Source organism: Micromonospora avicenniae (assembly GCF_900156065.1).
Taxonomy (GTDB): domain Bacteria; phylum Actinomycetota; class Actinomycetes; order Mycobacteriales; family Micromonosporaceae; genus Micromonospora; species Micromonospora avicenniae.
Genome location: NZ_FTNF01000025.1, coordinates 1 through 23,718 on the forward strand (window position 1 = coordinate 1; position 23,718 = coordinate 23,718).

The 23,718-nt window shown below is 69.3% G+C and carries 19 protein-coding genes; 11 read left to right on the forward strand and 8 right to left on the reverse strand.

What is annotated here, in order from left to right; translation table 11 throughout:
* The first annotated feature begins 677 nt into the window (after positions 1–677).
* Positions 678–3,824 (forward strand): NACHT domain-containing protein, encoded by a 3,147-nt coding sequence (locus BXA10_RS26005; protein ID WP_076473483.1) that lies wholly within the window; start codon positions 678–680, stop codon positions 3,822–3,824.
* A gap of 48 nt (positions 3,825–3,872) precedes the next feature.
* On the opposite strand, the gene BXA10_RS26010 is transcribed toward BXA10_RS26005, so the two are convergent.
* Together BXA10_RS26010 and BXA10_RS31685 are read right to left on the reverse strand one after the other, a co-directional pair.
* Positions 3,873–4,115: a hypothetical protein gene (locus tag BXA10_RS26010; protein ID WP_076473484.1), complete on the reverse strand. Its 243-nt coding sequence runs from the start codon at positions 4,113–4,115 to the stop codon at positions 3,873–3,875.
* Between the two features lie 278 nt (positions 4,116–4,393).
* Positions 4,394–4,573, reverse strand: coding sequence for a hypothetical protein (locus tag BXA10_RS31685; RefSeq protein WP_076473485.1), 180 nt, complete (start codon positions 4,571–4,573; stop codon positions 4,394–4,396).
* 756 nt (positions 4,574–5,329) lie between these two features.
* On the opposite strand from BXA10_RS31685, the gene BXA10_RS26020 reads away from it, so the two are divergent.
* From BXA10_RS26020 to BXA10_RS26030, 3 genes are all read left to right on the forward strand, one after another.
* Entirely contained in the window at positions 5,330–7,273 is a 1,944-nt protein-coding gene (locus BXA10_RS26020) for a CocE/NonD family hydrolase (RefSeq protein WP_175649316.1), read from the forward strand.
* Positions 7,274–7,464: 191 nt separating this feature from the next.
* Positions 7,465–9,270, forward strand: coding sequence for a hypothetical protein (locus tag BXA10_RS26025; RefSeq protein WP_139338152.1), 1,806 nt, complete (start codon positions 7,465–7,467; stop codon positions 9,268–9,270).
* 134 nt (positions 9,271–9,404) lie between these two features.
* Positions 9,405–10,172, forward strand: a complete 768-nt coding sequence (locus tag BXA10_RS26030) for a VOC family protein (protein WP_076473487.1) — start codon at positions 9,405–9,407, stop codon at positions 10,170–10,172.
* Positions 10,173–10,309: 137 nt separating this feature from the next.
* Here the strand turns inward: BXA10_RS26030 and katG are convergent, their stop codons facing one another.
* The 3 genes from katG to BXA10_RS26045 form a co-directional block, all read right to left on the reverse strand.
* Positions 10,310–12,583, reverse strand: a complete 2,274-nt coding sequence (katG, locus tag BXA10_RS26035) for a catalase/peroxidase HPI (protein WP_076473488.1) — start codon at positions 12,581–12,583, stop codon at positions 10,310–10,312.
* Positions 12,580–13,035 carry a Fur family transcriptional regulator gene (locus BXA10_RS26040; RefSeq protein ID WP_076473489.1) on the reverse strand — a complete coding sequence of 152 codons (456 nt, stop codon included), beginning with the start codon at positions 13,033–13,035 and terminating at the stop codon, positions 12,580–12,582. Before BXA10_RS26040 ends, katG begins: the two co-directional genes overlap by 4 nt.
* Positions 13,036–13,120: 85 nt before the next feature.
* The gene (locus tag BXA10_RS26045) at positions 13,121–13,381 is read right to left on the reverse strand and encodes a hypothetical protein (protein WP_217696850.1); all 261 of its coding nucleotides are present in this window, start codon (positions 13,379–13,381) and stop codon (positions 13,121–13,123) included.
* Positions 13,382–13,783: 402 nt separating this feature from the next.
* On the opposite strand from BXA10_RS26045, the gene BXA10_RS26055 reads away from it, so the two are divergent.
* Positions 13,784–14,245 carry a tetratricopeptide repeat protein gene (locus BXA10_RS26055; protein WP_076473491.1) on the forward strand — a complete coding sequence of 154 codons (462 nt, stop codon included), beginning with the start codon at positions 13,784–13,786 and terminating at the stop codon, positions 14,243–14,245.
* 86 nt (positions 14,246–14,331) lie between these two features.
* Here the strand turns inward: BXA10_RS26055 and BXA10_RS26060 are convergent, their stop codons facing one another.
* A complete protein-coding gene (locus BXA10_RS26060; protein ID WP_076473492.1) occupies positions 14,332–14,754 on the reverse strand; it encodes a DUF6234 family protein in 423 nt (140 codons plus the stop codon).
* Positions 14,755–14,942: 188 nt separating this feature from the next.
* Positions 14,943–15,947 carry an AraC family transcriptional regulator gene (locus tag BXA10_RS26065; RefSeq protein WP_084753304.1) on the reverse strand — a complete coding sequence of 335 codons (1,005 nt, stop codon included), beginning with the start codon at positions 15,945–15,947 and terminating at the stop codon, positions 14,943–14,945.
* A gap of 74 nt (positions 15,948–16,021) precedes the next feature.
* On the opposite strand from BXA10_RS26065, the gene BXA10_RS26070 reads away from it, so the two are divergent.
* Positions 16,022–17,056 (forward strand): SDR family NAD(P)-dependent oxidoreductase, encoded by a 1,035-nt coding sequence (locus BXA10_RS26070; RefSeq protein WP_076473493.1) that lies wholly within the window; start codon positions 16,022–16,024, stop codon positions 17,054–17,056.
* A 98-nt stretch (positions 17,057–17,154) separates the two neighbouring features.
* On the opposite strand, the gene BXA10_RS26075 is transcribed toward BXA10_RS26070, so the two are convergent.
* The gene (locus BXA10_RS26075; RefSeq protein ID WP_076473494.1) at positions 17,155–18,042 is read right to left on the reverse strand and encodes a helix-turn-helix domain-containing protein; all 888 of its coding nucleotides are present in this window, start codon (positions 18,040–18,042) and stop codon (positions 17,155–17,157) included.
* Between the two features lie 149 nt (positions 18,043–18,191).
* Here BXA10_RS26075 and BXA10_RS26080 point away from each other — a divergent pair, with 149 nt between their 5' ends.
* From BXA10_RS26080 to BXA10_RS26100, 5 genes are all read left to right on the forward strand, one after another.
* Complete coding sequence (locus BXA10_RS26080; RefSeq protein WP_076473495.1) at positions 18,192–19,145, forward strand: aldo/keto reductase; 954 nt, start codon at positions 18,192–18,194, stop codon at positions 19,143–19,145.
* A gap of 221 nt (positions 19,146–19,366) precedes the next feature.
* A complete protein-coding gene (locus BXA10_RS26085; protein WP_076473496.1) occupies positions 19,367–19,966 on the forward strand; it encodes a hypothetical protein in 600 nt (199 codons plus the stop codon).
* Between the two features lie 99 nt (positions 19,967–20,065).
* A complete protein-coding gene (locus BXA10_RS32475) occupies positions 20,066–21,037 on the forward strand; it encodes a LysR family transcriptional regulator (RefSeq protein ID WP_076473497.1) in 972 nt (323 codons plus the stop codon).
* Entirely contained in the window at positions 21,037–21,963 is a 927-nt protein-coding gene (locus tag BXA10_RS26095; protein WP_076473498.1) for a serine hydrolase, read from the forward strand. The genes BXA10_RS32475 and BXA10_RS26095 overlap by 1 nt, the downstream gene beginning before the upstream one ends.
* Before the next feature lie 181 nt (positions 21,964–22,144).
* Positions 22,145–23,665, forward strand: a complete 1,521-nt coding sequence (locus BXA10_RS26100; RefSeq protein ID WP_217696851.1) for a hypothetical protein — start codon at positions 22,145–22,147, stop codon at positions 23,663–23,665.
* Positions 23,666–23,718: the final 53 nt, after the last annotated feature.

Consider the following 23,718-nt stretch of genomic DNA (forward strand, 5'->3'; position numbering starts at 1 on the left):
CGCCCGCATCCGCAGCGAACGACAACGACGATGGGGCCAACCCACTACCCGAGCGGCCTGACCAACACCGTCAACGTTCGTGGTCACGGCACTAGGGCTCTCCACACACTGAAGCACCGTGTCCCGCTCCGCCCCAGTCGCAGCCACCACCGTTGCCGCTCGTTCCCTGCACCTGATGATCAGACTGGCCCCAATCGAAGCGGCGAAGGAACGTCATGGCGCTGCGGTTCTCAGACGTCATCACGCCCGCACCTCCGTTCAGGAACATGACCAGAGTGTTGGTGCCTACGATGGGGCCGTTGCACTAGGCAGGGTCAGCCCGGCGACGACGGCCGGCGAGTTCTTGCGTGCATGGGCGTGCAGCGCGGGCAGGTGTTCGGTCTCGACTGCGGCTATCCAGGCATCGAGGTCGCGGCCGAGGTGCCGGGTTGGCGCACTCACGGACCCGCCGGGCCACAGCGGTCAGATGCGGGCGTCTGTTGAGTGGGGCGTCCAGGCGACTGCCCGGTAGCCGACCATGAAGATCATGGGGGGTGTCCATGCGCGGGCCTGGACGTGGTCCGATCTGGGCGGCCGAGCTGTGGCTACGCCAGCGGCGGCGCAGGTGGCGAACCCGGCGCGAACGACGGACCGAGCGGAGTCTCCGCCGACGGACCGACGAGCGGACCGACCGTCGGATGAGCTGGCGGCACTATCGCGGACTGCGTTGGGCGATCATCGCGACCGCCGCGGTACTCGTGGTGTGGACCGCCTACTCGCTGGTTCTGACGGTTCTCGACACCGAGCCCCGTTTCCTGCCGGTGTCGAAGTGGTGTGCGGGACAGCCGCCGAGGTCGTACTACTGCGGGCAGGTGGAGGGCTTCGTCAAGGGGCCGTTGATCCTGGCGCTGGGCATCGCGGTCTTCCTTCTGTGGCGGTACCTGCGGGTCCGCCGGTGGTACGACCACAACGCCCTGCGTAACCGTCGGATGGTGGTCCCCACCGCCGAACGCGACATCAGCGGCGTCCACGTCGTCGGTCGCGACGAACTGTGCGATCTGATGATCGAAAGGCTCCGCGACGAGCACCACCGTCGTCCGCTGCTGCTGGTAGGCGGCATCGGCACCGGCAAAACGGCGACTCTCGTCCGCCTCGCGGAGCTGCTGATGGCCACCGACGTCGTACCGATCGGGATCGACCTACGCACCGTGACCGCTCCCGAGCAACTGGACTTCCGCCGACTCGCCCAGGCACAGCTCGAGCGCACCATCGACACCCAACTGCACGCCGCAGGCGAGGCGGACAAGGTGTGGCGACGGCTCTGGCTGGAGAATCGCATCGTCGTGCTCGCCGACGGCCTGGAGGAGGCTCTCGCCGACACCGACCAGCCCACCGACCGGGACAGTCTGCTGCGGGAGGCCATTCGAGGCGCGGTCCGTGAGCGACTCCCCCTGGTGGTCGCATCGCGCCCCGCCGATCCACTGCGCGGGCTGGACGCGCTGCTGCTGCAACTGGAGCCGCTCGCCCAGGGCGCCGCTCTGGAGTACGTGCAGAGCCGCAGCCGCCGCTCGGACGCCGGACAGCGGTCGGACCGAATCATCGGGCTGGTCAAGGCCGCGGACGTGGCCGACTCGCCGTTCTACCTGCGCGTCATCGGCCAGCTCTACGAGATCGACCGCCTCGACCGCGTCGAGCCGGAGGGCCAGGGCAGATCCGCGCTGCGCTGGCGCCTGCTCGAGGAGTGGTACCAGGCCACCGTCGCCGGCGACCTGTACGAGGACTACGGCATGCCGCCGACCGAACGGTCCGACACGATCGAGGTGCTCTCCGCGCTCGCCTGCCTCGGTCTGCGTGACAACCAGCAGTCGGTGCGCACCACCGCGCTCAGCGGCGCCGACGGCACGCCAGACGCCGGCCGTCAGTGGATCCTGGCCGAACTCCGATGCCGGCTGCACAAACTCAGCGCCGACAACCCTCAGGACATCGGCCTCGCCGAGACCACCGGGGACGCGCTCAACATCGTGGTGAAAGGGCAGGACGGGGTGCGCTTCCAGCACGGAGTGATTCAGGCGTACCTCGGCTCACGCTTCCTCACCGCCGCCCTGCGCGACGAGGCCTTCCTCGATCGGGCCTTCACCCGCCACCACGGTCCCGGACGGGAACTGCTCTCAGCCCTCACCCTCTACAGCCGCAGCGGCGGGGTGTTCGAACGGCTGGACGGGCGGCGCATGCCGCGGTCCGCACGCGGAGGGCTGCACCGCCTCGGTGACGCCATCCGGCAGACCGTGCCGCTCTGGCCGACCGTCGAGGACTCGACGATCACCCGGAGCCGGTCTATCAGCCTCGTACAGAGACTCTGCGCCGAGGCGACCCGGACGCGGAACCGCACCCGGGCCCTGGAGATGTTCGCGACCGCGCTGGAGATGGACGCCGCCAGCGGGCACACGTTTCACCGGAAAATCGCCGATGCCATTCGCCGCGCGTGGCCCATCTACCAGGCGGACGGCTCGGTCACCGACCGCCCGCTCGAAGACGCCAAGATCGCCCTTGTGCACCGGTACGGCGACGCCGCCCGGCAGCTCGGGAAGGGTTCCCGGGAGAGCAGCAGGCCCCGGGGCCAGCATCCCGAGCCGCAGTACCGGAAACTGTTCCAGACGATGGCCGAAGAGACGTCCTACCTGCCGCGGCTGGCCGCCGCTCGCGAGATCGCCAATGGCGGCGACGTGGCCGTCCGGGCGCTGCACGACCTACTCGATCAACCGCCGGAGGCGGCGGCTGACACCCAGGGCCGGGAGCGCGTGGAGGAGCTACGGACCTGGATCGCCCCGTCACTGTTCCTCTTCGCCGAGGGTGCGTATGCCCCCGGTGAAGAAGAATGGCAGGGCGTGGCCCGGAAGACCCTGCGGCGCTGGGTGCACCGCCTGGCCACCGACGCGTCAGACGGGGCCCGCGTCTACGAGCTCACGCTGGCGCAGGGATTCCGGCTGGCCGCCAACTGCCGCACGTACCCGGCGCACCGCAGCACTCTGATCGAGGAAGCCGAAAAGGCGCTGCGACACTCCCAATTCTGGTACTCGCACCTGGCACTCCTGCAGGCGCTCACCCTGCTGGCCCTGCCCAGGGATCCGAACGAGACGCTGCGCGAGCGGGGCCACGGCTCGGACCCACACGGACTGGTCACCTTCTGGACTTCCATCGCCGGCGGTGGGCAGCGCGCCCCCGCGCGCGGCAGCGGTACGACACATCCGCTCGTTCTCGAGGTTGCCGACATGTGCGTCGAGACGCTCACCGACCGGCACCCGGAACGGCACCTCTGGGTGGACGAGCGGGAGGTGGTCGGACGGGTGGGAGCGGCCAGCCCCCAACCCGGCGTCCGCCGGATGCAGAACTCCTGGCTGCCGCCATCACACGGCTGGGCCGTCCTGGAACCACGCGCGCAACGGCTGCTGGCCGACGTGATGCTGCTGCTCAACCTCGCCGACCGGGGACAGGACAACGCCGAACGGGCGCGCAGGCTCAGCCGGGCCAGCCGCGCCGAGCTGCCCCCGTGCCTCACCATCGACCGCAGTGCCATGCGCGTCACCCTCAGCCGCCGCCAGGCCCACGACGTCCAACCGGGCTCCACTTGCATCGACGACTGCCCGTTCCGGCTGTGCCCGCTGCCGCCGAAGGGTGACGAGCTGCCATACCAGATGGACGAAGCCTTCTGTGCCCACCAGATCGACCTCGTCGGCCACCGCTTTCGCGCTCCGGGGCGGGCGAACTGGCAGGCGGTCAACCGGGAGGACCTTCGGACCTTCTGGCGGGAGATGTCCGAACGCATGGCTCCCGCCTGGCGGAAGTAGTCACACGCACGGCCGCGCGCTTCGTCGCGGTCTGACGTCAGGAGCGGCTCAGCGCTCATTGCCGAACGCGCCGGTCGGGTAGACGTAGACGTGGCCGCAGCAACGGGTGGTGCCCGGTGGCATCCGCACCGGATGCGGGGTGAGGCCGCCGGCCATGACCGTCAACGAGACCTCGTCGGTGTGCTGGGGGCAGGTGTACACGGAGGCATCGAGGGAGGCACTGCTGTAGATCTCGATGCGGTCGCTGGCCGCCTGGCCACAGCTGGGCGGCACGAACGGTAGGGCGCTCACGGGTCAGGACCCCATTTCTGACCATGAGCCCGGCCGGTGGATCACCGCGTCTGGCCGATCCTCCGTCCTGGCGGCAGTCGATTCGTCCACATCAGACCAGTCGCCCGCCTGACGTCGCCGGCACTCCGGCTCCGGGCACACGCACCGCCAGCCGAGTTCGGCAGACGGGATCCGATCGCCGCCGCAGCCGTGGTTGACGATCCCGGCGAGGATCACGGGCGCGCAGCCGAGACACGTCGAGTCCTTGACGGCTGGGGCCGGCCTCCGCTTGCGCGGCATTAGATTTCGCCGCCGCGAATCGTCTGCTCCAACGCCCCGACCGAGGCGACGGGGAACTTCGCAACGTACGCCGGGTTCCCGCTGTCCCGCAGGTACCTGTTGTCGCCGTCCATCGCGATCTCGGGGCAGTTCGGGCCGCTCTTGTCGCAACGCAGCGGCGTCCAGTTGAGCCTCGACATCTGGGACCTCCTTTGTTGCGCCGCTCGGTCAAGGCAGCCGGCCGTAGGCGGGGTGGGTTCGTGGCGCACGGCTGGCAAAGGGTCCGCGCGCCCAGTCGATTTCGGAACAGCCGTCGGGCGTGCGGCACCGGCAGCCGCAGCCGCCGTTGTGTGCTCAAGCGTCTGGCGCGCGGAAAACGTCACGGACGCTTGGTCGACGGGCTGGTCGAGGCGGCAAAAGGCGCGTTCTTTCCGGAGATATTGGCCGAAGTCGTCCCCTTCGGCAGCTCATCCGTCCGCGCCGGATAACATCGATTCTCATCGGTCTTTTGTGCTCAGCTTCAAACGGCAGCGGTATCGGGCATCCGCTCGACCTCAACGGCTTTTACGGGCTCGGCCAGTCACCCACACGACACCACTGGCGAACAATAGGTCCCCCACCCGACAAGTCGCCCGCTTCGCCAACAAAGACAAGACTGCCTCGGCGGCTTTCTCCACAACCACGAGCATGCGGTGTGACCTGCACGGACGAGGTTCTCGGCAAGTGCAGGGCGACCGTTCGCCGAACATCGAAGGTCTTGCACCCACCTTCGTATACAACATACGCTCCGAAGGTCGCCGACCCGAGGAGCTGCCATCGAACCCCTTCGCCAGCGAGACGAGCCCGGACGGGCTCCGTCCACTCGGGGCATCGGTGGTGACGGTCGCAGATGCCCGCACCGTCGCTCGAACCCGCCGGCTTCACCAACCGGTCGGCGGTCCCAGCACGTCATGCCCATGCCCCACGCACCGGAGGAGTTCGCGACCAAGCATCTCATCCATCGACAGCGACGATCACGACCACGAGGCTGGCTGCCCGGCGCCGCAGCGCTGGCGCTGGTGGCCTCGCTCGGGTTCGCCGCCCCGGCAGCCGCCGCGCAGGAGCAGCCGACCGGGCAGCGTCCGGTGTTCGAGAACGGCCGAGCCCAGCCGGTGTACGCCGGTGAAGAGATCATCACCCAGAACGTCTGGGTCGAGGTCGAGGGCATGGACACCGACCGGGACGGTGTCAACGACCGCATCCGGGTGCAGATCCGACGTCCCGCGTCGACCGACAAGGGCATCCAGCTGCCGATCATCATGCAGGCCAGCCCCTACTGGGGCGAGGGAGGCGAGTTCCTGAACAACGACGTCCACGTCCCGCTCTACGCCCCGGAGCGGCCGGGCTACGCGCCGCCGCCGGAGCCCGGCCCGTTCCCGTACTTCCCGCTGCCCGACAAGCCGTACGACGGGACCGAGCCGCCGCACCAGACCATCAACGGCGGGACGTACCAGAACGAGTTCCTGTCGCGCGGCTTCATCTTCGCCCACGCACAGATGCTCGGTACGGGCAGCTCGACCGGATGCACCACTGGAGGCGGTCCCGAGGAGCACGAGTCACTCAAGGCGGTCATCGACTGGTTCAACGGCCGGGCCGACGCCTACGACATCGAGGGCAACGCGGTCGAGGCCAACTGGACCACAGGCCTGGTCGGGATGATCGGCACCTCCTATGACGGCACGCTACCGATCGGCGTGGCCACGACCGGTGTGAAGGAACTGCGGGCGATCGTGCCCATCGCGGCGATCTCCAGCTACTACGACTACCGCCGGATGAACGGCACGCCCATCTCGACCAACACCAACCTCGGCGGTGACCAGAACTCGAACCACAACTCCAACATCTCCCGGAAGTACCCGGAGGTCTGTGACTACACCAAGGAAGAGGTCCGGCGGGGTCAGGACCGGCTCACCGGCGAGTACAACGACTGGTGGCGCGAGCGCAACTACCTACCGAACATCGGCAACATCGCCGGCGGCGTCCTGGTGCAACACGGCCTGAACGACCAGAACGTGAAGCTCCGGAACGCGGCCCAGCTCGTTGACGCTCTCGAAAAGAACGGCATCCCCCACCAGGTGTGGCTGCACCAGGGCGGGCACGGCGACCGGGCGCTCTCGAACAACCGGGCGGCCTGGCTGGATCTGCTCAACCGCTGGTGGAGCTACTGGCTGCACGGGGTGGACAACGACGTGCTGGACGAGCCCGCAGCAGTGGTGGAGCGTGAGGACGGCACCTGGACGTCGTACGACAGCTGGCCGGCGCCCGGTTCCGCCGCCACACCCCTCTTCCTGGGCGCGAGTGGCGACAACACCACCGGCAAGCTCACGCTGACCCGCAACGCCGCGGACGGGCCGGTCACCGAGACCTTCATCGACGACATGACGATCGACGCGACGTCCTTCGCCCGCGCCGAACAGTCAAAGAACCGCCTCGCCTACCGCACCGCGCGGCTCACCGAGCCGGTCCACCTCAGCGGGACGGTGCACGTCTCGACCCGGATGTCGATCAACGCCCGGGCCGGGCTCGTCAGCGCGATGCTTGTCGAGTATCCGAAGTCGGGCGACCCGAAGATCATCGCGCGTGGCTGGTCGGACCCGCTGAAGCGGTTCGGACTGGACCGAAGCTTCGGCATCGAGCCGGGCGCACCGTTCATTCACGACTTCGACCTGCAGCCGCACGACTACGTGTTCAGCGAAGGTAGCCAGATCGGCCTCGTCGTGTACTCCAGCGACCGGGTCTTCACCCTCCGGCCGCCGCCGGGTACGGAGCTGAGCCTGTACACGCACCACAACCAGACCAGAGTCGACCTCCCGGTCGTCGGCGGTGCGTCCGCACTCGCGTCCGCCCTCGGCGACGCGTAGGACAGATCAGTTCGGCCCGGTCCGGATGGTGGGTTTCCGCCCACTCGGGCCGGGCCGGGCACCGTCCACATGTTCACCAATGTGGGCGGCACACCGCGCCTGGTCGGGCTGAGGTTCACCGGCACATCGATACACCGCAAATTGCCGCATTTCAGTGAAAATCGGCGTGTCAGGTGCGTAACCTGCCGGACATGGTCTCTCGTACCTGGCGTAACCTTCTGCTCACAGCACTCGGGATGGGCGTGCTCGCCGGCGCCGGCCAGCTCGGCATCGCGTTCGCCTTCGGCATCGTCCAGCTCACCGGCGCGCCCGCCGGCGCCACCGTCAACCAGTGGCCTGCCCAGTTGGTCTGGGTGGGCTGGTTCGCGGCGCACGCCGCCGTAGCCGGCACCGTCGTCACCGCACGCCTGGCCCGCCGGCACGGGCTGCTGGGAAGCACGGGCAGATTGGTGGCCATCGCCGCCGCCGCCGCGCTGGGCGCCACCGTTGTGGCACCGCTCTGCGCCCGGCCGGCTCAGGCCGCCGAGCACTTCTCTGTGGACCCGATCTCGGCCGTCGGCATCTGCGCGATCCTCGGTGCGCTGGTCGGCGCCGGTGCCGCGATTGCCGTACTGGTGCGGCCGCCGCTGGGCTGGAACCTGGCGGCGGTGGGCGTCGTGGTCTGGCTGGTGGCGCTCGTCTCGGTCGTTCCATCACTCTCGACCGCCGGGCCGTTGCCCGCCGTACGGCTCGGTGTGCTGGAGCCGACCGTCCTCGACATCGGCGCGGCCGGCCGTCAGGCGGTCCTGATTCTGCCGGCGGCGGCCCTGCTCATCGGCGCGGTGACCGGTGGGCTGGCTCGCTGGCGCGGGCATTCGCCGCTGGTCAACGGCGTGACCGGCGCGGCCGGCATGGTGCTGGTCGCGTTCGCCTACCTGGCCGCCGGTCCGGGCGACGCCGTCGACCGGTACCAGATCACGCCGTACTACGGCGCGCTGCTCGCCGTCGCCGCCGGTGTGCTCGGTTCGGGCGTCGCCGCGTCGTTCCGCTGGCCGCGCGTACGGCGCGCCGCCGAAGCGCCGGCCGACGAGCCGACCGACGTCCTCCGTCCGCTGTCCGCCGACCCGGCCGTGCCGCAGGCCATGACGCCGGCCGCTGGTGGTACGACCGACGAGCCGGAGCCCCTGGCCGGCCTGCGACCGGTCGCCGGCGCGACCGCGGCGAAGTCCACGATCGCGGCCGAACCGCTGGGCTTCGGTGCGCCGGCCGGCAGCCGGGACGCCGGCGTCGTACCGGCTGCCACCGCCACATCGGCCACACCCGCCGAGTTCCACGCACCGGGCGACCTCGCCACAGCCGCCGACCTCGACCACATCCGGGAGACATCGGAGCCCGCGACCGTTGCCCATCTTCCCGCGGTCCCCGGCGGGGACGGCTCCGGGACGGTGGCGGCGGAGGCCGGCAACACCGAGCCGGACGGGACGGCGACCGACGGGACACTTGCCGCCCCGGGGACCCGCCGGATTTACCAGCCGCCGAAGACCGATCGGGTACGGGTCCAGGCGCCCCGGCCGGTCGTTCCGGCGCGGCGGGTGCCACCCTCGACCGAGCCAGGCGCGGGTGCCGAGGCGACCCACCAGGCCGGCCCGCAGGAGGGGCCGCAACCGGCCCTGCCACCTCGGCACCGGCCGCCCCTGCCCAACCTGGATCGGGCCGCGACCTGGGACGCTCTCGCGACCGCCCGACGCGCCGGTCCCCCACCCACGACCGCCGCCGCCACGGCATCCGCAGTCGAGGCGGGACGGGCCGGCGGCCGGCTGGGCCTGTTCCGGCGCAACAGGTCCCGGGGCGACGCGGACGGCGCGGGCACTCGAGCGGATGGCGGGCCGCTGCCGAGACAGGACGCGGAGTTCGTCGACTGGGTGAACCAGCTGGGCAAGCCGGTGGCGGACAACGGTCCGGATCAGGAGAACGGTGGCAAGTCCATCCGCTCCACCGGCCGCCACCCCGGCGTTTGACCTCCGCTGTCAGGACCGCCGCCGCACCAACGACCTGCTCGCGCTCGGTGTGCCGCAGGAGTTGACCGGACGCGGGCGCTCGTACGGGTCGTAGTGCCGAGAGTTGCCCGAGTAGAGGAAGCGAAGCCGAAGCGATGACAGACATTCCACCGGGGGCGCCCGCCTGGGTCGACCTGGTCACCACCGACCTGCCCGGCGCGGCGCGGTTCTACGCGCCCCTGTTCGGCTGGGCCGTCGCCGAGGCGGACCGGCAAGCCGCCACTGACGGTCACCTCGTCTTCCATCAGCAGGGCAAACCGGTGGCCGGTGCCGGGCTGCGGGCCGACCCGCAACAACCGCCCGCCTGGATGCCCTACCTGGCGACCGACGACGCCGAGGCGGCCTGCCAGCGGGTGACGGCCGCCGGCGGCTGGATCCTGAGCGAGCCCATCGACGTCCCCGGGTCCCGGCGAACGGCGCTCCTGGCCGACCCGGCCGGGGCACCGTTCGGGGTGTGGCAGTCCCTCGGCATGCCGGGGGCCGAGGTGTTCGACGTGCCCGGCTCGCTGACCTGGCCCGAGCTGGCCACGCGGGAGTGGGACGGGGCGAAGGAGTTCTACGGGTCGGTGTTCGGCTGGACGGCGGACGACCAACCGATGGGCCCGATCAACTACACCACCTGGCATCTGGACGGCCGGCCGGTTGCCGGGATGATGCCCATGCTCGGCGACGATTGGGGTGACCTCCAGCCGCACTGGATGGTCTACTTCGCGGTATCGGACACCGACGCCGTCGCCGACGAGGCGCAACGGTTGGAAGGGCTGGTGTCCGTGCCACCGACCGATCTGACGCGGGGCCGGTTCGCGGTGCTCACCGATCCGCAGGGGGCGTTCTTCTCGATCCTCGGGACCACCCCACCCTGACCGGTACGCGGCTGCGGACGCACCGGCACCACCAGCGGCCCGTGGCGGCCCCGACATCGTTTCGTCGAGGCTCTCAATCGTGGCGAGCCCCGGTCGATCACTGAAGGATCGACCGGGGCTCGTCTGCTGGAGCCGGGTCAGGCGAGGTCGAACCGGTCGAGTTCCATGACCTTGGCCCAGGCCGCGACGAAGTCGACCACGAACTTCTCGCGGGCGTCCTGGCTGGCGTAGACCTCCGCGAGGGCCCGCAGCTGCGAGTTGGAGCCGAAGATGAGGTCGACCGCGGTGGCGGTCCACTTCACCTCATCGGTGGCCAGGTCCCGGATCTCGTACACGTGCTCCTCGGACTCCGACGCCTTCCACCGGGTGCCCGGGGAGAGCAGGTTGACGAAGAAGTCGTTGGTGAGCACGCCGGGCCGGTCGGTGAGGACGCCGTGCGCCGTGCCGCCGACGTTGTTCCCGAGGGAGCGCAGGCCACCCACGAGGACGGTCATCTCCGGGGCGGTCAGGTCGAGCATGTAGGCACGGTCGACGAGCAGTACCTCCGGCTGGGTCTTCTCGCCGGGACGCAGGTAGTTGCGGAATCCGTCAGCGCGCGGCTCGAGGACCCGGAAGGACTCGACGTCGGTCTGCTCCTGGCTGGCGTCGGTACGGCCCGGGTGGAACGGCACGGTCACCTCGACGCCGGCGTCACGTGCCGCCTTCTCGACCGCGGCCGAGCCGGCCAGCACGATCAGGTCCGCGAGCGAGATCTTCGCGCCACCGGCGGAGTTGAACTCCCGCTGGATGCCCTCAAGGGTCTCCAGGACCGTCGCGAGCTGCTCGGGCTGGTTGACCTCCCAGCTGCGCTGCGGCTCGAGGCGGATTCGCGCCCCGTTGGCGCCGCCGCGCTTGTCGGTGGACCGGTAGCTCGCGGCGGAGGCCCAGGCGGTGGAGACCAGCTGCGCGGTGGTGAGGCCGGAGGCCAGGACCTTGGACTTGAGGGCGGCGATGTCGTCGTCACCCACGAGTTCGTGGTCGACGGCAGGCACCGGATCCTGCCACAGCTGGGTCTCCGGGACCCATGGCCCGAGGAAGCGGCTGACCGGGCCCATGTCGCGGTGCAGCAGCTTGTACCAGGCCTTCGCGAACGCCAGCGCGAACTCGTCGGGGTTCTCGAGGAAACGGCGGGAGATCTTCTCGTACGCCGGGTCGACGCGCAGCGCCAGGTCGGTCGTGAGCATCGTCGGCTTGTACTTCTTCGACGCGTCGAACGGGTCCGGGATGATCTCGGGGGCGTCCTTGGCGACCCACTGCTTCGCGCCACCCGGGCTGGTGGTGAGTTCCCACTCGAAGCCGAAGAGGATCTCGAAGAAGCGGTTGCTCCACTGCGTCGGCCGGTCGGTCCACGTCACCTCGAGACCGCTGGTGATCGTGTCCGGGCCCTTGCCGCTGGCATGGGTGCTCAGCCAGCCCAGACCCTGCGCCTCCAGCGGGGCGCCTTCGGGCTCCGGGCCCACGTGGTCGTCGGCGACAGCGGCGCCGTGGGTCTTGCCGAAGGTGTGCCCACCGGCGATGAGGGCGACGGTCTCCTCGTCGTTCATCGCCATGCGGGCGAAGGTCTCGCGGATGAAGTGCGCCGCCGCGGCCGGGTCGGCGTTGCCGCGCGGCCCCTCCGGGTTGACGTAGATGAGACCCATCTCGGTCGCACCGACGCCGCCCACCATCTCCTTCTCGGAGGCGTAGCGCTCGTCGCCGAGCCAGGTGTCCTCCGGGCCCCAGAAGATCTCCTCGGGCTCCCAGACGTCCTCCCGCCCGAAGCCGAAGCCGAAGGTCTTGAAGCCCATCGACTCCAGGGCGACGTTGCCGGCGAGCACGAGCAGGTCGGCCCACGAGATCTTCTGACCGTACTTCTGTTTGACCGGCCACAGCAGCCGGCGTGCCTTGTCCAGGTTCGCGTTGTCCGGCCAGCTGTTGAGCGGGGCGAACCGCTGCGCGCCGTCGCCCGCGCCGCCGCGACCGTCGTGGATCCGGTAGGTGCCCGCGGCGTGCCAGCTCATCCGGATCATCAGGCCGCCGTAGTGGCCGAAGTCGGCCGGCCACCAGTCCTGGGAGGTGGTGAGGACCTGAATGATGTCCTGCTTGAGGGCTTCGACGTCGAGCTTGGCGAACTCCTTGGCGTAGCTGAAGTCCGCCCCCAGCGGGCTGCCCTTCGGCGACTGGGCGTGCAGCACCGACAGGTCGAGCTGGTTGGGCCACCAGTCGCGGTTGGTGCGCGGCCGGCCGCCGGTCTTGGGCGTCGGCGAGTCGATGGCCGGGTTCTCGCTCTCGCTGCCGTGCGCGGTCACCGAGTCGTGCGCGACCGGGCAGCCGGCGGCCGCCTTCTTGTCCACACCCTGCGCGCTGGAGGGCTGGTCCTGGGTGTCGCTCATGAACTTCCTTCCGAACTGACGGATCGCTGGGACGTACGTTCGGCCGCACAGTCGGGGCAGGTACCCCAGTAGACGACCTCCGCCTCGTCGACCACGAACGCGTGATCTCCGGAGGCGGTGAGACAGGGAGCGTGGCCCACGGCGCAGTCGACGTCGGCGATGGCACCGCAGGAGCGGCACACGACGTGGTGGTGGTTGTCGCCCACCCGCAACTCGTACCTCGCGGTCGCGCGGGCGGGTTGGATGCGTCGCGCCAGACCGGCGTCGGTGAGTGCGCGCAGCACGTCGTACACCGTCTGGTGGGAGACCGTGGGATGGTCCGCCCGTACCAGTGAGATCACCGTGTCGGTGTCGACGTGCGGATGGTCGCGCAGCGCCGCGAGCACCGCCAAACGGGGCCCGGTCACACGCAACGAGGCCGCCCGAAGCTGAGCCTCGAAACCGGACGTCATCTGCTGAACATAGCCCAATCTTCTGGAACTGCTCAAGATTTGACTCGGCTTCAATCCACTCAGTTCGCCCTTCGTCGGACATCGGTCACGAGGCCGCGGCCCGTTCGCGGATCTCCACCGCCGTCTCGAGCATCTGCTGGGTGCTGGTGAACCAGTCCTGCAGATTCAGATCCACGATGAGCTCGTCTGCGCCAGCCTCGGCGGCCGTTCGGACATCGTCCATGATCTGGTCGAGGGTGCCGACGAACGGGGCTCGGCCAGGTCCGGCCGGACGGTCGGTGAAGGTCACGTTCCCTACCACGATCATCTCCATCCGGCTCGTGTCCCGGCCATGGCCAGCGGCCATCTCCCGGATACGGTCCCAGCTTGCCCGCAATTCTGCGGCTCCGGCCGGCCCGGGGGTGCTGAGGAACGGCAGCCGTGCCTGGACAAGCCGCAGACCCTCTACGTCCCCGACGTGACACCCGAAATGGTCGACACACTGCAACACGAACAAGCTCGGCTGTCCGAACGCATCGAGTGCCTGACCCGCAACCGAGACGCAATCGCCGACTACCTGGAGACGGTTCTCAAAGTGCGCTCCGGCGACGACACGCCGCTGCTATCGCCTGCCCGGTGTGACTGAGGCATCATCATGGCGGTGAGCTGAGATGCCCACGTCGACCGGCAGAGGCATCAGACCCGCCAAGGACTCGCGGCACGCACGAGTTGAGCCATCGCTGCGAGACGAGTTCCCCAGGAGCAGCCGATGATCAGCGACGCAACGCTCACCCGGATCAACGAAGCGGTGCAGTTGCATCATCACCAGGGCCGGCGTGAGGCCGCGCGTGACCTGTTCGCGCAGATCTGGGACGAGATCGGCGGGCAACAGGGCGATCCCCTGCACATCTGCGTCCTCGCGCACGCGATGGCCGATGTGCAGGACGACGTCCACCAGGAGCTGATCTGGGACCAGCGAGCACTGGCGGCGGCCGACCTGCTTACCGACACCCGGGTGGCGCAGGCCGGGGTGACGCTGCCGGTGGCCGGCCTGTATCCGTCGTTGCACCTCAACCTGGCAGAGTGCTACCGCAAGCTCGGCGACCTCGACCGTGCCCGCGAGCACCTCCAGCGTGCGCAGGCGGGAATCGGCGCGCTCGGCGATGACGAGTACGCGCAGCTGATCAAGAGCGGCATGGACCGGCTGACGCAGGAGCTGACCTCCGAGTAATCGCGCCAAGGCGGGCGCAGTCGTCAGGGGACCGGCTCCCTGGCAGGGCGCTCGAGCTGAGGTGGCGGTCAGCCTTCGGGATACCGCTACCCACCGGGGCAGCGGGTATCGCCGCCGCTGTGCTCCTGGCAGATCGTGGGCGGTGGAGGGGGAGGCGGGGCCGGGGCGAAATCGCGGTACGCTCCGACGGCGACCGGGACAGCGAGTACGCCCAGACCGAGCGCGATGACCAGGTAGACGGCGGCGGTCCGGCGCAAGAGCCCGCTGCGGGCCACGACGGCGATCACCGCCGGGCCGGCCACCACCTCTGCGGCCAGGAGCAGCAGTGCCACGTTCGCCTTGCGCGCCAGTGCGTCGGCGCCGGCGCCCTGGTCGCTGTGCTGGTCCGCCCAGCCCTCGAGGCCGATGCTGAAGATCCACCCGAGCAGCACCAGCGCGCCGATGAGCCATGCCACCGTCAGCAGCGCGACGGCGCCTGGCGCCCACGGCGCCGCAGGTCGGCGATCCACGCCCGCACGGTATAGACGACAGGCAAGTGAGGCGAAGGTGGCAACCGGCCGGCGGTAGATCCGGTCATCCGGTCGTGTGCCTGCCGACCGACTGTTCGCCGACCGCGCCAGGCTGAGACGACTCAGGCATCGCGTCCAGTGCGCCCGCCGCGATTTGCAGGGCCGGCCTGCCCGCCGGGCGCGATGGGTCATGACGACAGGCGGACCTTGATCGGAGCGGCCGCGGCGGCGGTCGTTCCCGCCGACGGAGAAGCTGCGACTGCCACCTCCCCCTGTTCCTCGCGCACCCGGTACCGGTAGCGCAGTGGTGACACGCCCACCTCGCGCTTGAAGGCGGTGCTGAAGGCACTCTCGGACGCGTATCCCAGGTCGGAGGCCAGCGACCCGACACGGACGTCGCCGTCGCGGAGCGCTCGTTGCGCGAGCAGCATCCGCCACCGGTTGAGATAGGTGACCGGCGGCATCCCCGCAACGGTCCGGAAGCGTTCAGCGAACGACGTGCGCGACATCGCCGCCGCACGCGCCAACTCCTGCAGGCCCCAGGGTTTTCCAGGTTCGTTGTGCATGAGGGTGAGCGCCGGGCGCAGCCGTTCGTCGGTCAGCGCCCGTAGCCAGCCTGGAGTCAGCTCGGCCTGGTCGACGTAGGCGCGCAGCACCTCCAGCAGCAGAAGCTGACCGTGCTGCCGGATCGCGAACGCCGATCCGATCCGATCGGCCGTCGCCTCGTCGAACAGCCGGTCGAGGCTTGCGCGCAGGCTGCTGGCCGCGGCGACCGATGCCCGTACGTGCGCGACCGGAGGGAGCGCCTGCAGCAGCAGTGTCCGACCAGCCTGGTTCAGGTCCACGCGTACACCGATGACGACGTCGTCGGTGTGACGGTCGGCGCCGGCGAGGCCGGCCTGGGGGTCGGCCGCCTCCGGGACGATCACGTGGGGCGGGCCATCGCCGGTGCCGCCTTCGAGCTCCAGCCACGACCGGCTGTTCACGATCGCGACGTCGCCCGGCTCGAGCTCGACCGGGTCGCCGACGCCGTCGGTGGTCAGCCGGGCGCTGCCGCTCACCATCGCGAAGAACTTCAGGGGATCCTGCACCGACGCGCGCGAGACCCACCGACCCGTGGCGGCCATCCCGCCGGTCAGTAGCCCGCGCACCTCGACGAAGTCCAACACCTCGGATAACTGATCGGCGGCCATCCCCGTACTATCACGCAAGAAATTCGGACCGACAACTATTCAGGGTCCGCAGGTGCGGGCGCACAGTGGTGGCTATGACGCAGAACATGGCCCACAGGCAGCACCCCATCGGCTCCGGGTTCACCGCGGCGTCGACGGCCGACGAGGTGCTCGCGGGGATCGACCTGTCCGGCACCAACATCGTCGTCACCGGCGGCCACCAGGGACTCGGCCTGGTGACGACTCGGGCGCTGAGCAAGGCGGGCGCATCCGTGATGGTGGCCGCGCGTAACCCAAACCGGGCGGCGGCCGGGTTGACAGGCATCGAGCGCGTCGACACCGGCCGGCTCGACCTCCTCGACCCAAGCTCGATCGACGCCTTTGTCGCCCAGTACCTCGACTCGGGGCGCCCGCTGCACATCCTGATCAACAACGCGGGCATCATGGGCGGCCCCCTGGTCCGGGACGCCCGCGGGTACGAGTCGCAGTTCGCGACCAACCACCTCGGACACTTCCAGCTGACCCTCGGTCTGCTGCCCGCCCTACGGGCCGCGAGCGGCGCCCGAGTCGTCAACCTCACCTCCGGAGGGCACCGCGTGTCCGACATCCGCTGGGACGACCCGCACTTCACCAGCGGGTACGACCCCATGGGGATGCTCGGATACGGCCAGTCGAAGACTGCCAACGTGCTGTTCGCCGTCGAATTGGACCGCCGATGGGCTGCGGACGGAATCCGGGGCTACGCCGTGCACCCGGGCATCATCCACGGAACGAATCTGGGACCCCACATCGCTGAGGGGGTGGCGCGCACGGACACGTTGAGCGACGAGCAGCTGCGGACCATGGGGCTGATCGACGAGTCGGGCCGGCCGGTCATCGACCCCGACCGCGAGCACAAGACGCCACAGCAGGGCGCCAGCACCAGCGTCTTCGCCGCGACCAGCCCGCTGCTGACCGATATCGGCGGCGTCTACCTCAAGGACAACGACATCTCGCCGCTGGACGAGAACCCAGAGCCCATCATCTTCGGCTCCGGGACGCTACCGCCCGCCACCGTCGTGCCGCATGCCATCGACCCGCAGTCCGCACAGCGCCTCTGGGACCTGAGTGAGGAGCTGCTCAAGGCGTAAGCGGGCGCCCTTCCCAGACCCTAGGCACTACGCCTGGCCCCCATGCTGTTTTGTCGGACCGTCCACGTGCCGGCACGGATCGTGGATGGTCCGACAGGTCACGGCGGCGTTGATGGTTCACCTCGGTTGGGCTGGTTCGTCTGCTGGGCGGGGTTCGCTGTGCGTTCCGCACTGACGGCAATGCTGCCCAGTAGGGCGAGCGCCTGCTCTGAGGGTGTGCCAGGTTCGGCATGGTAGATCACGAGGACCTGGTTGTCGGTGCCGGCGACGATCAGCTTCTCCCGGTACAGCTCGAGGTCACCGACTTCAGGATGGTGTAGGCGAGCCTGGCTGCTGGTGCGTCGGACGACGTCCTGCCGGACCCAAAGCCGTCTGAAGCGTTCGCTCTTATTGGAGAGCTCGCCGACAAGTGCCAGCATCCGGGGGTCCGTCGTTTCGGTGCCCATGACGGCGCGCAGTTGGCCGACGGCGGCGGCAGTCGCCTGCTCCCAGTCGTCGTGCAGTTCCCGGTCGCGCGGGTCGAGAAACGCGGCGGCCAGCCGGTTGACGCCGGTACGCATGTTTGGCGACAAGGCTTGGGCCAGTTGGTTCGCGGCGAGCACTGTCAGATAGCGGTCCTCGACGAACGCGGGCATGGGCAGCGCGTCGAGCAGGCGGAGCGTGCCGGCGGGTACCTTTTCGACGCGTACCTGCGGGGCGCGCTTGGGGCGGGGCTGCGTGAGGGCGTACAGATAAGTCGTTTCGGCTACGTCGAGTTGAAGGACCCGGGCGAGGGCGTCCAGCACCTGGGCGGACGGGGTGCGGTCGCGCCCCTGCTCCAGGCGCAGGTAGTAGTCGGTGCTGATGCCGGCGAGCATCGCGACCTCTTCACGACGCAATCCCGGAGTACGGCGGTATCCCGTCGCTGGCAGGCCCACATCCTCGGGCCGCAGCCGCTCGCGTCGGGCGCGTAGGAACTCACCGATCGCGTTGATCCGCTCCTCCATGCGCACAACAGTAGGTTGCTGCTGCGCTCGGTGACTGTCCCTGCTGTTCCCAGGAAGTCGGGGACCTGGTTGAGCGGATCCAGAAGGGCGATTCTGGAGCGGTCAACCTGATCAACGACTCTTAGATACCTCGCAGACAGGCGGATAATATGCAAAGAGTCTCGCTCGGCGGCCTCACCGTCTCCGCGGAAGGGCTTGGCTGCATGGGCATGAGCTCCGTCTACGGCGCGGCCGACTGGGACGAGTCCATCGCCACCATCCGGCGCGCACTGGATCTCGGCGTCACCCTGATCGACACTGCCGCCGCGTACGGCACCGGCCACAACGAGGTACTCGTCGGAAGGGCGATCGCCGGCCGGCGCGAGGAGGTGCAACTGGCCACCAAGTTCGGCATGGACTTCACCACGGCGCGCGGCAAGGTCGTGATCAGGAACGATCCTGACGCCATCAAGGCCTCCGCCGACGCCTCGCTGCTGAGGCTCGGCACCGATTACATTGATCTGTTCTATCTGCATCGGGTGGACCCCGAGGTGCCCCTCGAGGACTCGATCGGCGCCCTCGCCGAACTCGTCCAAGAGGGCAAGGTGCGTCACCTCGGCCTATCCGAAGTCACCGGCGATCAGTTGCGCGCCGCGCACAGAATCCACCCGATCGCGGCCGTTCAAAGCGAGTACTCGCTCTGGACGCGCGACCCCGAGACGGTGGTGGCCGAGGCGGCTCGGGAACTGGGAGTCGGACTCGTCGCCTACTCGCCACTGGGCCGGGGCTTCCTCACCGGGACCGTCGACCCTGCCCAGCTCGCTCCGAGCGACGGGCGCCGCCGCCTGGCCCGCTTCGCCCAGGAAGCGGCGGCAGCAAACCAGGCGATCGCCGACGAGGTCAGGCGGATCGCGGAAAGCAAGGGCGTCACAGCGGGCCAGGTGGCTATCGCGTGGGTCGCCGCCCGGAGCGAGAAACTGGGCATTCCGGTGGTGCCGATCCCCGGCACCAAGCGGGTGTCATGGATCGAACAGAACGCCGCCGCCCTGCAGGTGCAGCTCACAGCGGAAGACATCGGAGACCTCGACGATCTGGCCGATCAGGTCGTGGGCGCCCGCTACTAGGCCGCGCCTCGAAGGCGGGTCGTTACTCGGCGACGCGGCCTGCTCCGATACCCCGGCAACCGGCCAGATCGTTCGTCCCCGCCGAGGTCGTGATCCGCGTCCACCCGATGGCTCCGGTGTCGCTCCTGCGCCGCGCTGCCGGCCGCGCTGGTGCATGCCACCTGCGCCACCCGACCGTCGACGACCACCGCTGTGCCCTCATCGAGCCCTAGGCTGACGCCATGCCGGCGGAGCGTGAAGTGATCGACCTGGATGAGCGTGACCAGCCGGCGACGGCGGGCATCACTGACGACCATCTCCGGGCCAGACGGAGGGCGGCTGTCCGGCTCGTCGCCGCCTTTGTGGTCGGCGTCCTGCTCGGTGGTTTCGCTGTGAGCGAGCTTCGGGGCTCGCAGGAGGAGCGGGCGCGGAACTCCTCGGTCGCACTCGTGGCATTCCCCGCATCCATCGGTGGCGGGGGTACGGACGCTCTGGGCGCTCTCCAACTGGACGGGCAACTGGCAGTGATCAACGCCGGACCCGCACCGATCACGGTTCGTGCGGCGACTGGGCAGGGGCAGGGAGTGCTGGTCCGTGACACCGGCACGTCTCGGTCGCTGCGCCCCGGCGGTACGACGTGGATCGATGTCGAGCTGCGCCTCGACTGCGTGACGGCGTTCGGGAGTGAGCCGTTGTCGATGCGATTTTCGGTTGAGACCGGCGATGGACGGATCAGCGAGTTCAGCTACCCCATCGCGCTGGTGGGGAGCATGTGGCAGGTCGGGACTGAGCAGCTGTGCGCGAACCTCCGTGCGATCGAGAAGCGCGACGGAGGGCGTTGAAGCAGCGAAGCTGCAAGTTCAACCGCGTTGACCAACGCGTCTGATCTAGACCAAAGAGCCATAGGTCAAGGGCCTATACCAACGTGATATACGTGGCTTGTGGACCTGCTCGCACATCTTGAGGCGTACGTCGCCGTCGCCGAGGAGGCCAGCTTCTCCAGGGCCGCGGACCGCCTCTACGTCGCGCAACCGGTGCTCAGCCGACGGATCAAAACGTTGGAGCAGCGCCTCGGCGGCGAACTGTTCGACCGCTCCCGGCGCCAGATCACCAATACCGACTTCGGCGTCCTGCTGCTCCCGTACGCCAAGGACGTGCTGAGCCGTGTCGACCGTCTGCGCAAGGTTGCCACGGCGGCGCGGACCTCGGCGCCGCAGACCCTCGGTGTGCCGCCGGACTCCGACCCGACCGCACTGGCCCGCGCCATCCGTGCCGGAGCCCAGCGGGGCGTGACGATCCGCGTGCAGGAACTGTCCGCTGAGCAGCGGGCGAGTCTTCTGAGCGACGGCTCGCTGGCCTTCGCGCTGCTGCGCGTGCCGCCGGAGACAGCAACCCATCAGGTACCGCTCGGCCTGGCCTCCGCCGTAGCGATGAGCAGCTCGTCGGGTAGCCGGCCGATGCATCTCGAGAGTCTGCGGCCGCGACGAGGCGCCGGCAACGTCTCCTCACCGGCGATCCTCCTCACCTCCGAGGACCAGGTCGGATTCGCCGCGGAACGGTTCGACAAGGCGATCGCTCGCGCCGGCCTACCGCCCGCGCGCGTCCGCCGCGTCGCGGCCACCGCCACCGCGGTGGCCGAAACCCTCGCGGGGCATGCCGTACTGCTGTGCACGAAACCGTTCGCGCGCCGCCACGACTTGGCGTGGACTCCGCTGGCCGATTCCGCACTGCATCGCGGCTACGAATTCGCGGTGGCCAGCCGCGTCAGCAACCGCGAAGACTCCGTGCTCGACTGGTTGGAGCCCCTGGTCGCCGACGCGATCGGCGCTGTTGGCCGTCCCTCCGACAAACCGGCTGCGGCAGGCAGCGGCTCCAACGCGCCGGCCCCGCAGATCCGGTCGACGGCGCGCTGATGACGCCTCCTCGCCCCGCGTTCGTCGCCAGTACGGCGGATCTCCTCTCAGTCGCCGAGTCGATCGCCGAGCAGTGGCAGCAGGTCGGCGCCGGGGGCCATCTACTCGCCCGCAACATCGACACCGGCGAAGAACTCGGCTTCGACATCGACGTAGCTGTACCGCTGGCGTCGGTCGCCAAGGTCCCGTTGGCCTTGGTGGTTCTGGATCGGATCGCGGCCGGAGAGCTCGATCCGGCGATGCCGGTGACCATCGACCCGGCGACCAAGAGCCTCGGCCCCACGGGCGTGGCCGCGTTCCGCTACCCCGCGACGCTGGCCGTCGCCGACCTGATCCACCAAATGCTGACCGTCAGCGATAACGCCAGCGCCGACGCGCTGTTGGACCTGGTCGGTGTCGGCGCCGTCGACGAGCGCCTGCGCGCGTGGGGATGCGGCGGGATCCGGGTGCGTCACCGCATGCAGCGCATGTACGAATGCGCCGTCGGCATCACCGGTAACGACTTCGAACTCGCCCGGGAACTGGCGATCCGGGATGATGCCGCCGGCCAGCATTCCATCGAGACGCTCAATCCCGCCTATGCGAACGTCGGCAGCGCCGCGGCTTTGGTCGAACTGCTGCAGCGGGTGTGGCTCGACCGAATCTCGCGACCCGAGGCCACTGCCGAGCTTCGCCGCCTGATGGCGTTGCAGGTCTTCAACCAGCGCCTCTCCAGCGACCTACGTGCCGACACGGTACGTGTCAGCGGCAAGACCGGCTCCTTCCTACACCTGCGGCACGAGATCGGCGTCGTGACGACAGAATCCGGCGAGCGGGTAGCGATCGCCGCTCTCACCCGCTCTCACCGTCGAGCGAGCATCGCCCACGACATCGACCTCGCCATCGGTGCCGCCGCCCGCTCCGCCTTCGAACGGCTCCGCGGCTGAGCTCGGAGTTACCGTGCGGGTCTCGTCGGGTGCACCGAGCCACACGCATCGAGGCCGGCCCGCTGAACCCCGGACCTGGCCGCTCGCGTATCAACGTCCAGCGCCTGCCGAGCGCTGACCGCCGCTCGAACCCATCCGGACCATGCATATCACAACGCTATAGCTCCTTGAGATATAGCTCTTGGACCTAGATCAAAAACGCTGGTTAGCTCGGCTTGACCTTGCAGCCGAAACTAGTTCGACGAGCGGAGTACCGATGCCGCGTAACGCTTCCCCCTTCCGCCGCGCGCCTGCACCGCGGACCCGCCGTGGCCGTAGCCGACTCACCAAACACCGCCGGGCCGCCACCACCGTCGGCGTAGTACTACTCGCCGCCCTGCTCGGCCCCGCCGGCAGTGCGGAGGCCGCGCTCGAGCACACTGCCGCGGCCTCCCATGTCGAAGGTGTTCTCCCGGATGGCTCCCCCTACGTGATGGACGTGCCGGCGAACTGGAACGGCACCGTGCTGCTGTACAGCCACGGGTACGTGCCGGACAACTCGTCGAACCCGGCCCGGAATGCGCCCAGTGACTATGCCCGCGACGCGTTGCTGGAGGCCGGATACGCTCAGATCGGATCCTCGTACCCGGAGACCGGCTGGGTCGTGGAGCAGGCGCTGCCCGACCAACTCGCCACGCTGGACAAGTTTCAGGCCCGGTTCGGCCCGGCTCGGCGAACGATCGCCTGGGGCACATCCATGGGCGGCATGATCACGACCGGGCTCGCCGAACGGTTCGGCGGCCGGTTCGACGGCGCGGTGGCGATGTGCGGGCTCGAACAAGGCGCCGTGGCCAACTACAACAACGGCCTCGACACGATTTTCGCCATCCGTACCCTGCTGGCGCCGGGCTCGACCGCGCCGTTGGTTCGCCTGCCCGACCAGGCCACGGCACTCGCCTCGGCCGCCGAACTGACCGCCGCCCTCGATGCGGCACAAGCGACAGCGCAGGGCCGCGCACGGATCGCGCTGGCCGCGGCGTTGCGCAACACCCCGGCGTGGACCAACCCGGCGCAGCCGGAGCCAGACGCGGACGACTACGACACCGCGCAGCGCAACCAATTCGAAATACTCCACCAGGTCATCACCCAGACGCTCACCTGGCGGCAGGACGCCGAAGAGCATGCCGGCGGCAACATGTCCTGGAACACCGGCGTCGACTACGCCCGAATCTTGGCTCACTCCCCCAACCGACAGGAGGTCGAGGAGTTGTACGCGCGGTCCGGAATGTCGCCGCGCAATGACCTGGCCGCGCTGGACGCCGCGCCGCGCATCACCGCTGATCCGACAGCAGTCAGCTACATGAGCCGGAACATTTCCTTCACCGGCCGGCTCACCAAGCCGATGGTAAGCATCCACACCATCGGTGACCCGCTCGTTCCGGTACAGGCGGAGCAAGCCTATGCCGAAGCGGCCCGCGACGCCGGGCGCTCGCCGTTGCTACGCCAGGCGTACGTGCATCGCGCCGGACACTGCACCTTCACCACCGGTGAAATGCTGGCAGCCGTCCGCACCCTCGAACACCGGATCGGCACGGGGCAGTGGCCCGACACCGGACCAGCCGCGCTGAACAGACTCGCGGCTGAACTGGATCCCACGGCCATCCACGCCTACGCCACATACCGGCCTGACCCGTACCCCCGCCCGTTCCAGCTGCCGCTGTGACGCTGTGAGGCCCCAGGGCTGTCCGCCGGCCTGAGACCCGGCGGACACCCTGG

Excerpts from the sequence above, each read along its gene's own strand:
- BXA10_RS26005 (WP_076473483.1), top strand. The coding sequence starts at position 678 with ATGAGCTGGCGGCACTATCGCGGACTGCGTTGGGCGATCATCGCGACC.
- BXA10_RS31685 (WP_076473485.1), bottom strand. The coding sequence starts at position 4,573 with ATGTCGAGGCTCAACTGGACGCCGCTGCGTTGCGACAAGAGCGGCCCG.
- BXA10_RS26020 (WP_175649316.1), top strand. The coding sequence starts at position 5,330 with ATGCCCCACGCACCGGAGGAGTTCGCGACCAAGCATCTCATCCATCGA.
- BXA10_RS26025 (WP_139338152.1), top strand. The coding sequence starts at position 7,465 with ATGGTCTCTCGTACCTGGCGTAACCTTCTGCTCACAGCACTCGGGATG.
- BXA10_RS26030 (WP_076473487.1), top strand. The coding sequence starts at position 9,405 with ATGACAGACATTCCACCGGGGGCGCCCGCCTGGGTCGACCTGGTCACC.
- katG (WP_076473488.1), bottom strand. The coding sequence starts at position 12,583 with ATGAGCGACACCCAGGACCAGCCCTCCAGCGCGCAGGGTGTGGACAAG.
- BXA10_RS26040 (WP_076473489.1), bottom strand. The coding sequence starts at position 13,035 with ATGACGTCCGGTTTCGAGGCTCAGCTTCGGGCGGCCTCGTTGCGTGTG.
- BXA10_RS26045 (WP_217696850.1), bottom strand. The coding sequence starts at position 13,381 with ATGGCCGCTGGCCATGGCCGGGACACGAGCCGGATGGAGATGATCGTG.
- BXA10_RS26055 (WP_076473491.1), top strand. The coding sequence starts at position 13,784 with ATGATCAGCGACGCAACGCTCACCCGGATCAACGAAGCGGTGCAGTTG.
- BXA10_RS26065 (WP_084753304.1), bottom strand. The coding sequence starts at position 15,947 with ATGGCCGCCGATCAGTTATCCGAGGTGTTGGACTTCGTCGAGGTGCGC.
- BXA10_RS26070 (WP_076473493.1), top strand. The coding sequence starts at position 16,022 with ATGACGCAGAACATGGCCCACAGGCAGCACCCCATCGGCTCCGGGTTC.
- BXA10_RS26075 (WP_076473494.1), bottom strand. The coding sequence starts at position 18,042 with ATGGAGGAGCGGATCAACGCGATCGGTGAGTTCCTACGCGCCCGACGC.
- BXA10_RS26080 (WP_076473495.1), top strand. The coding sequence starts at position 18,192 with ATGCAAAGAGTCTCGCTCGGCGGCCTCACCGTCTCCGCGGAAGGGCTT.
- BXA10_RS26085 (WP_076473496.1), top strand. The coding sequence starts at position 19,367 with ATGCCGGCGGAGCGTGAAGTGATCGACCTGGATGAGCGTGACCAGCCG.
- BXA10_RS26095 (WP_076473498.1), top strand. The coding sequence starts at position 21,037 with ATGACGCCTCCTCGCCCCGCGTTCGTCGCCAGTACGGCGGATCTCCTC.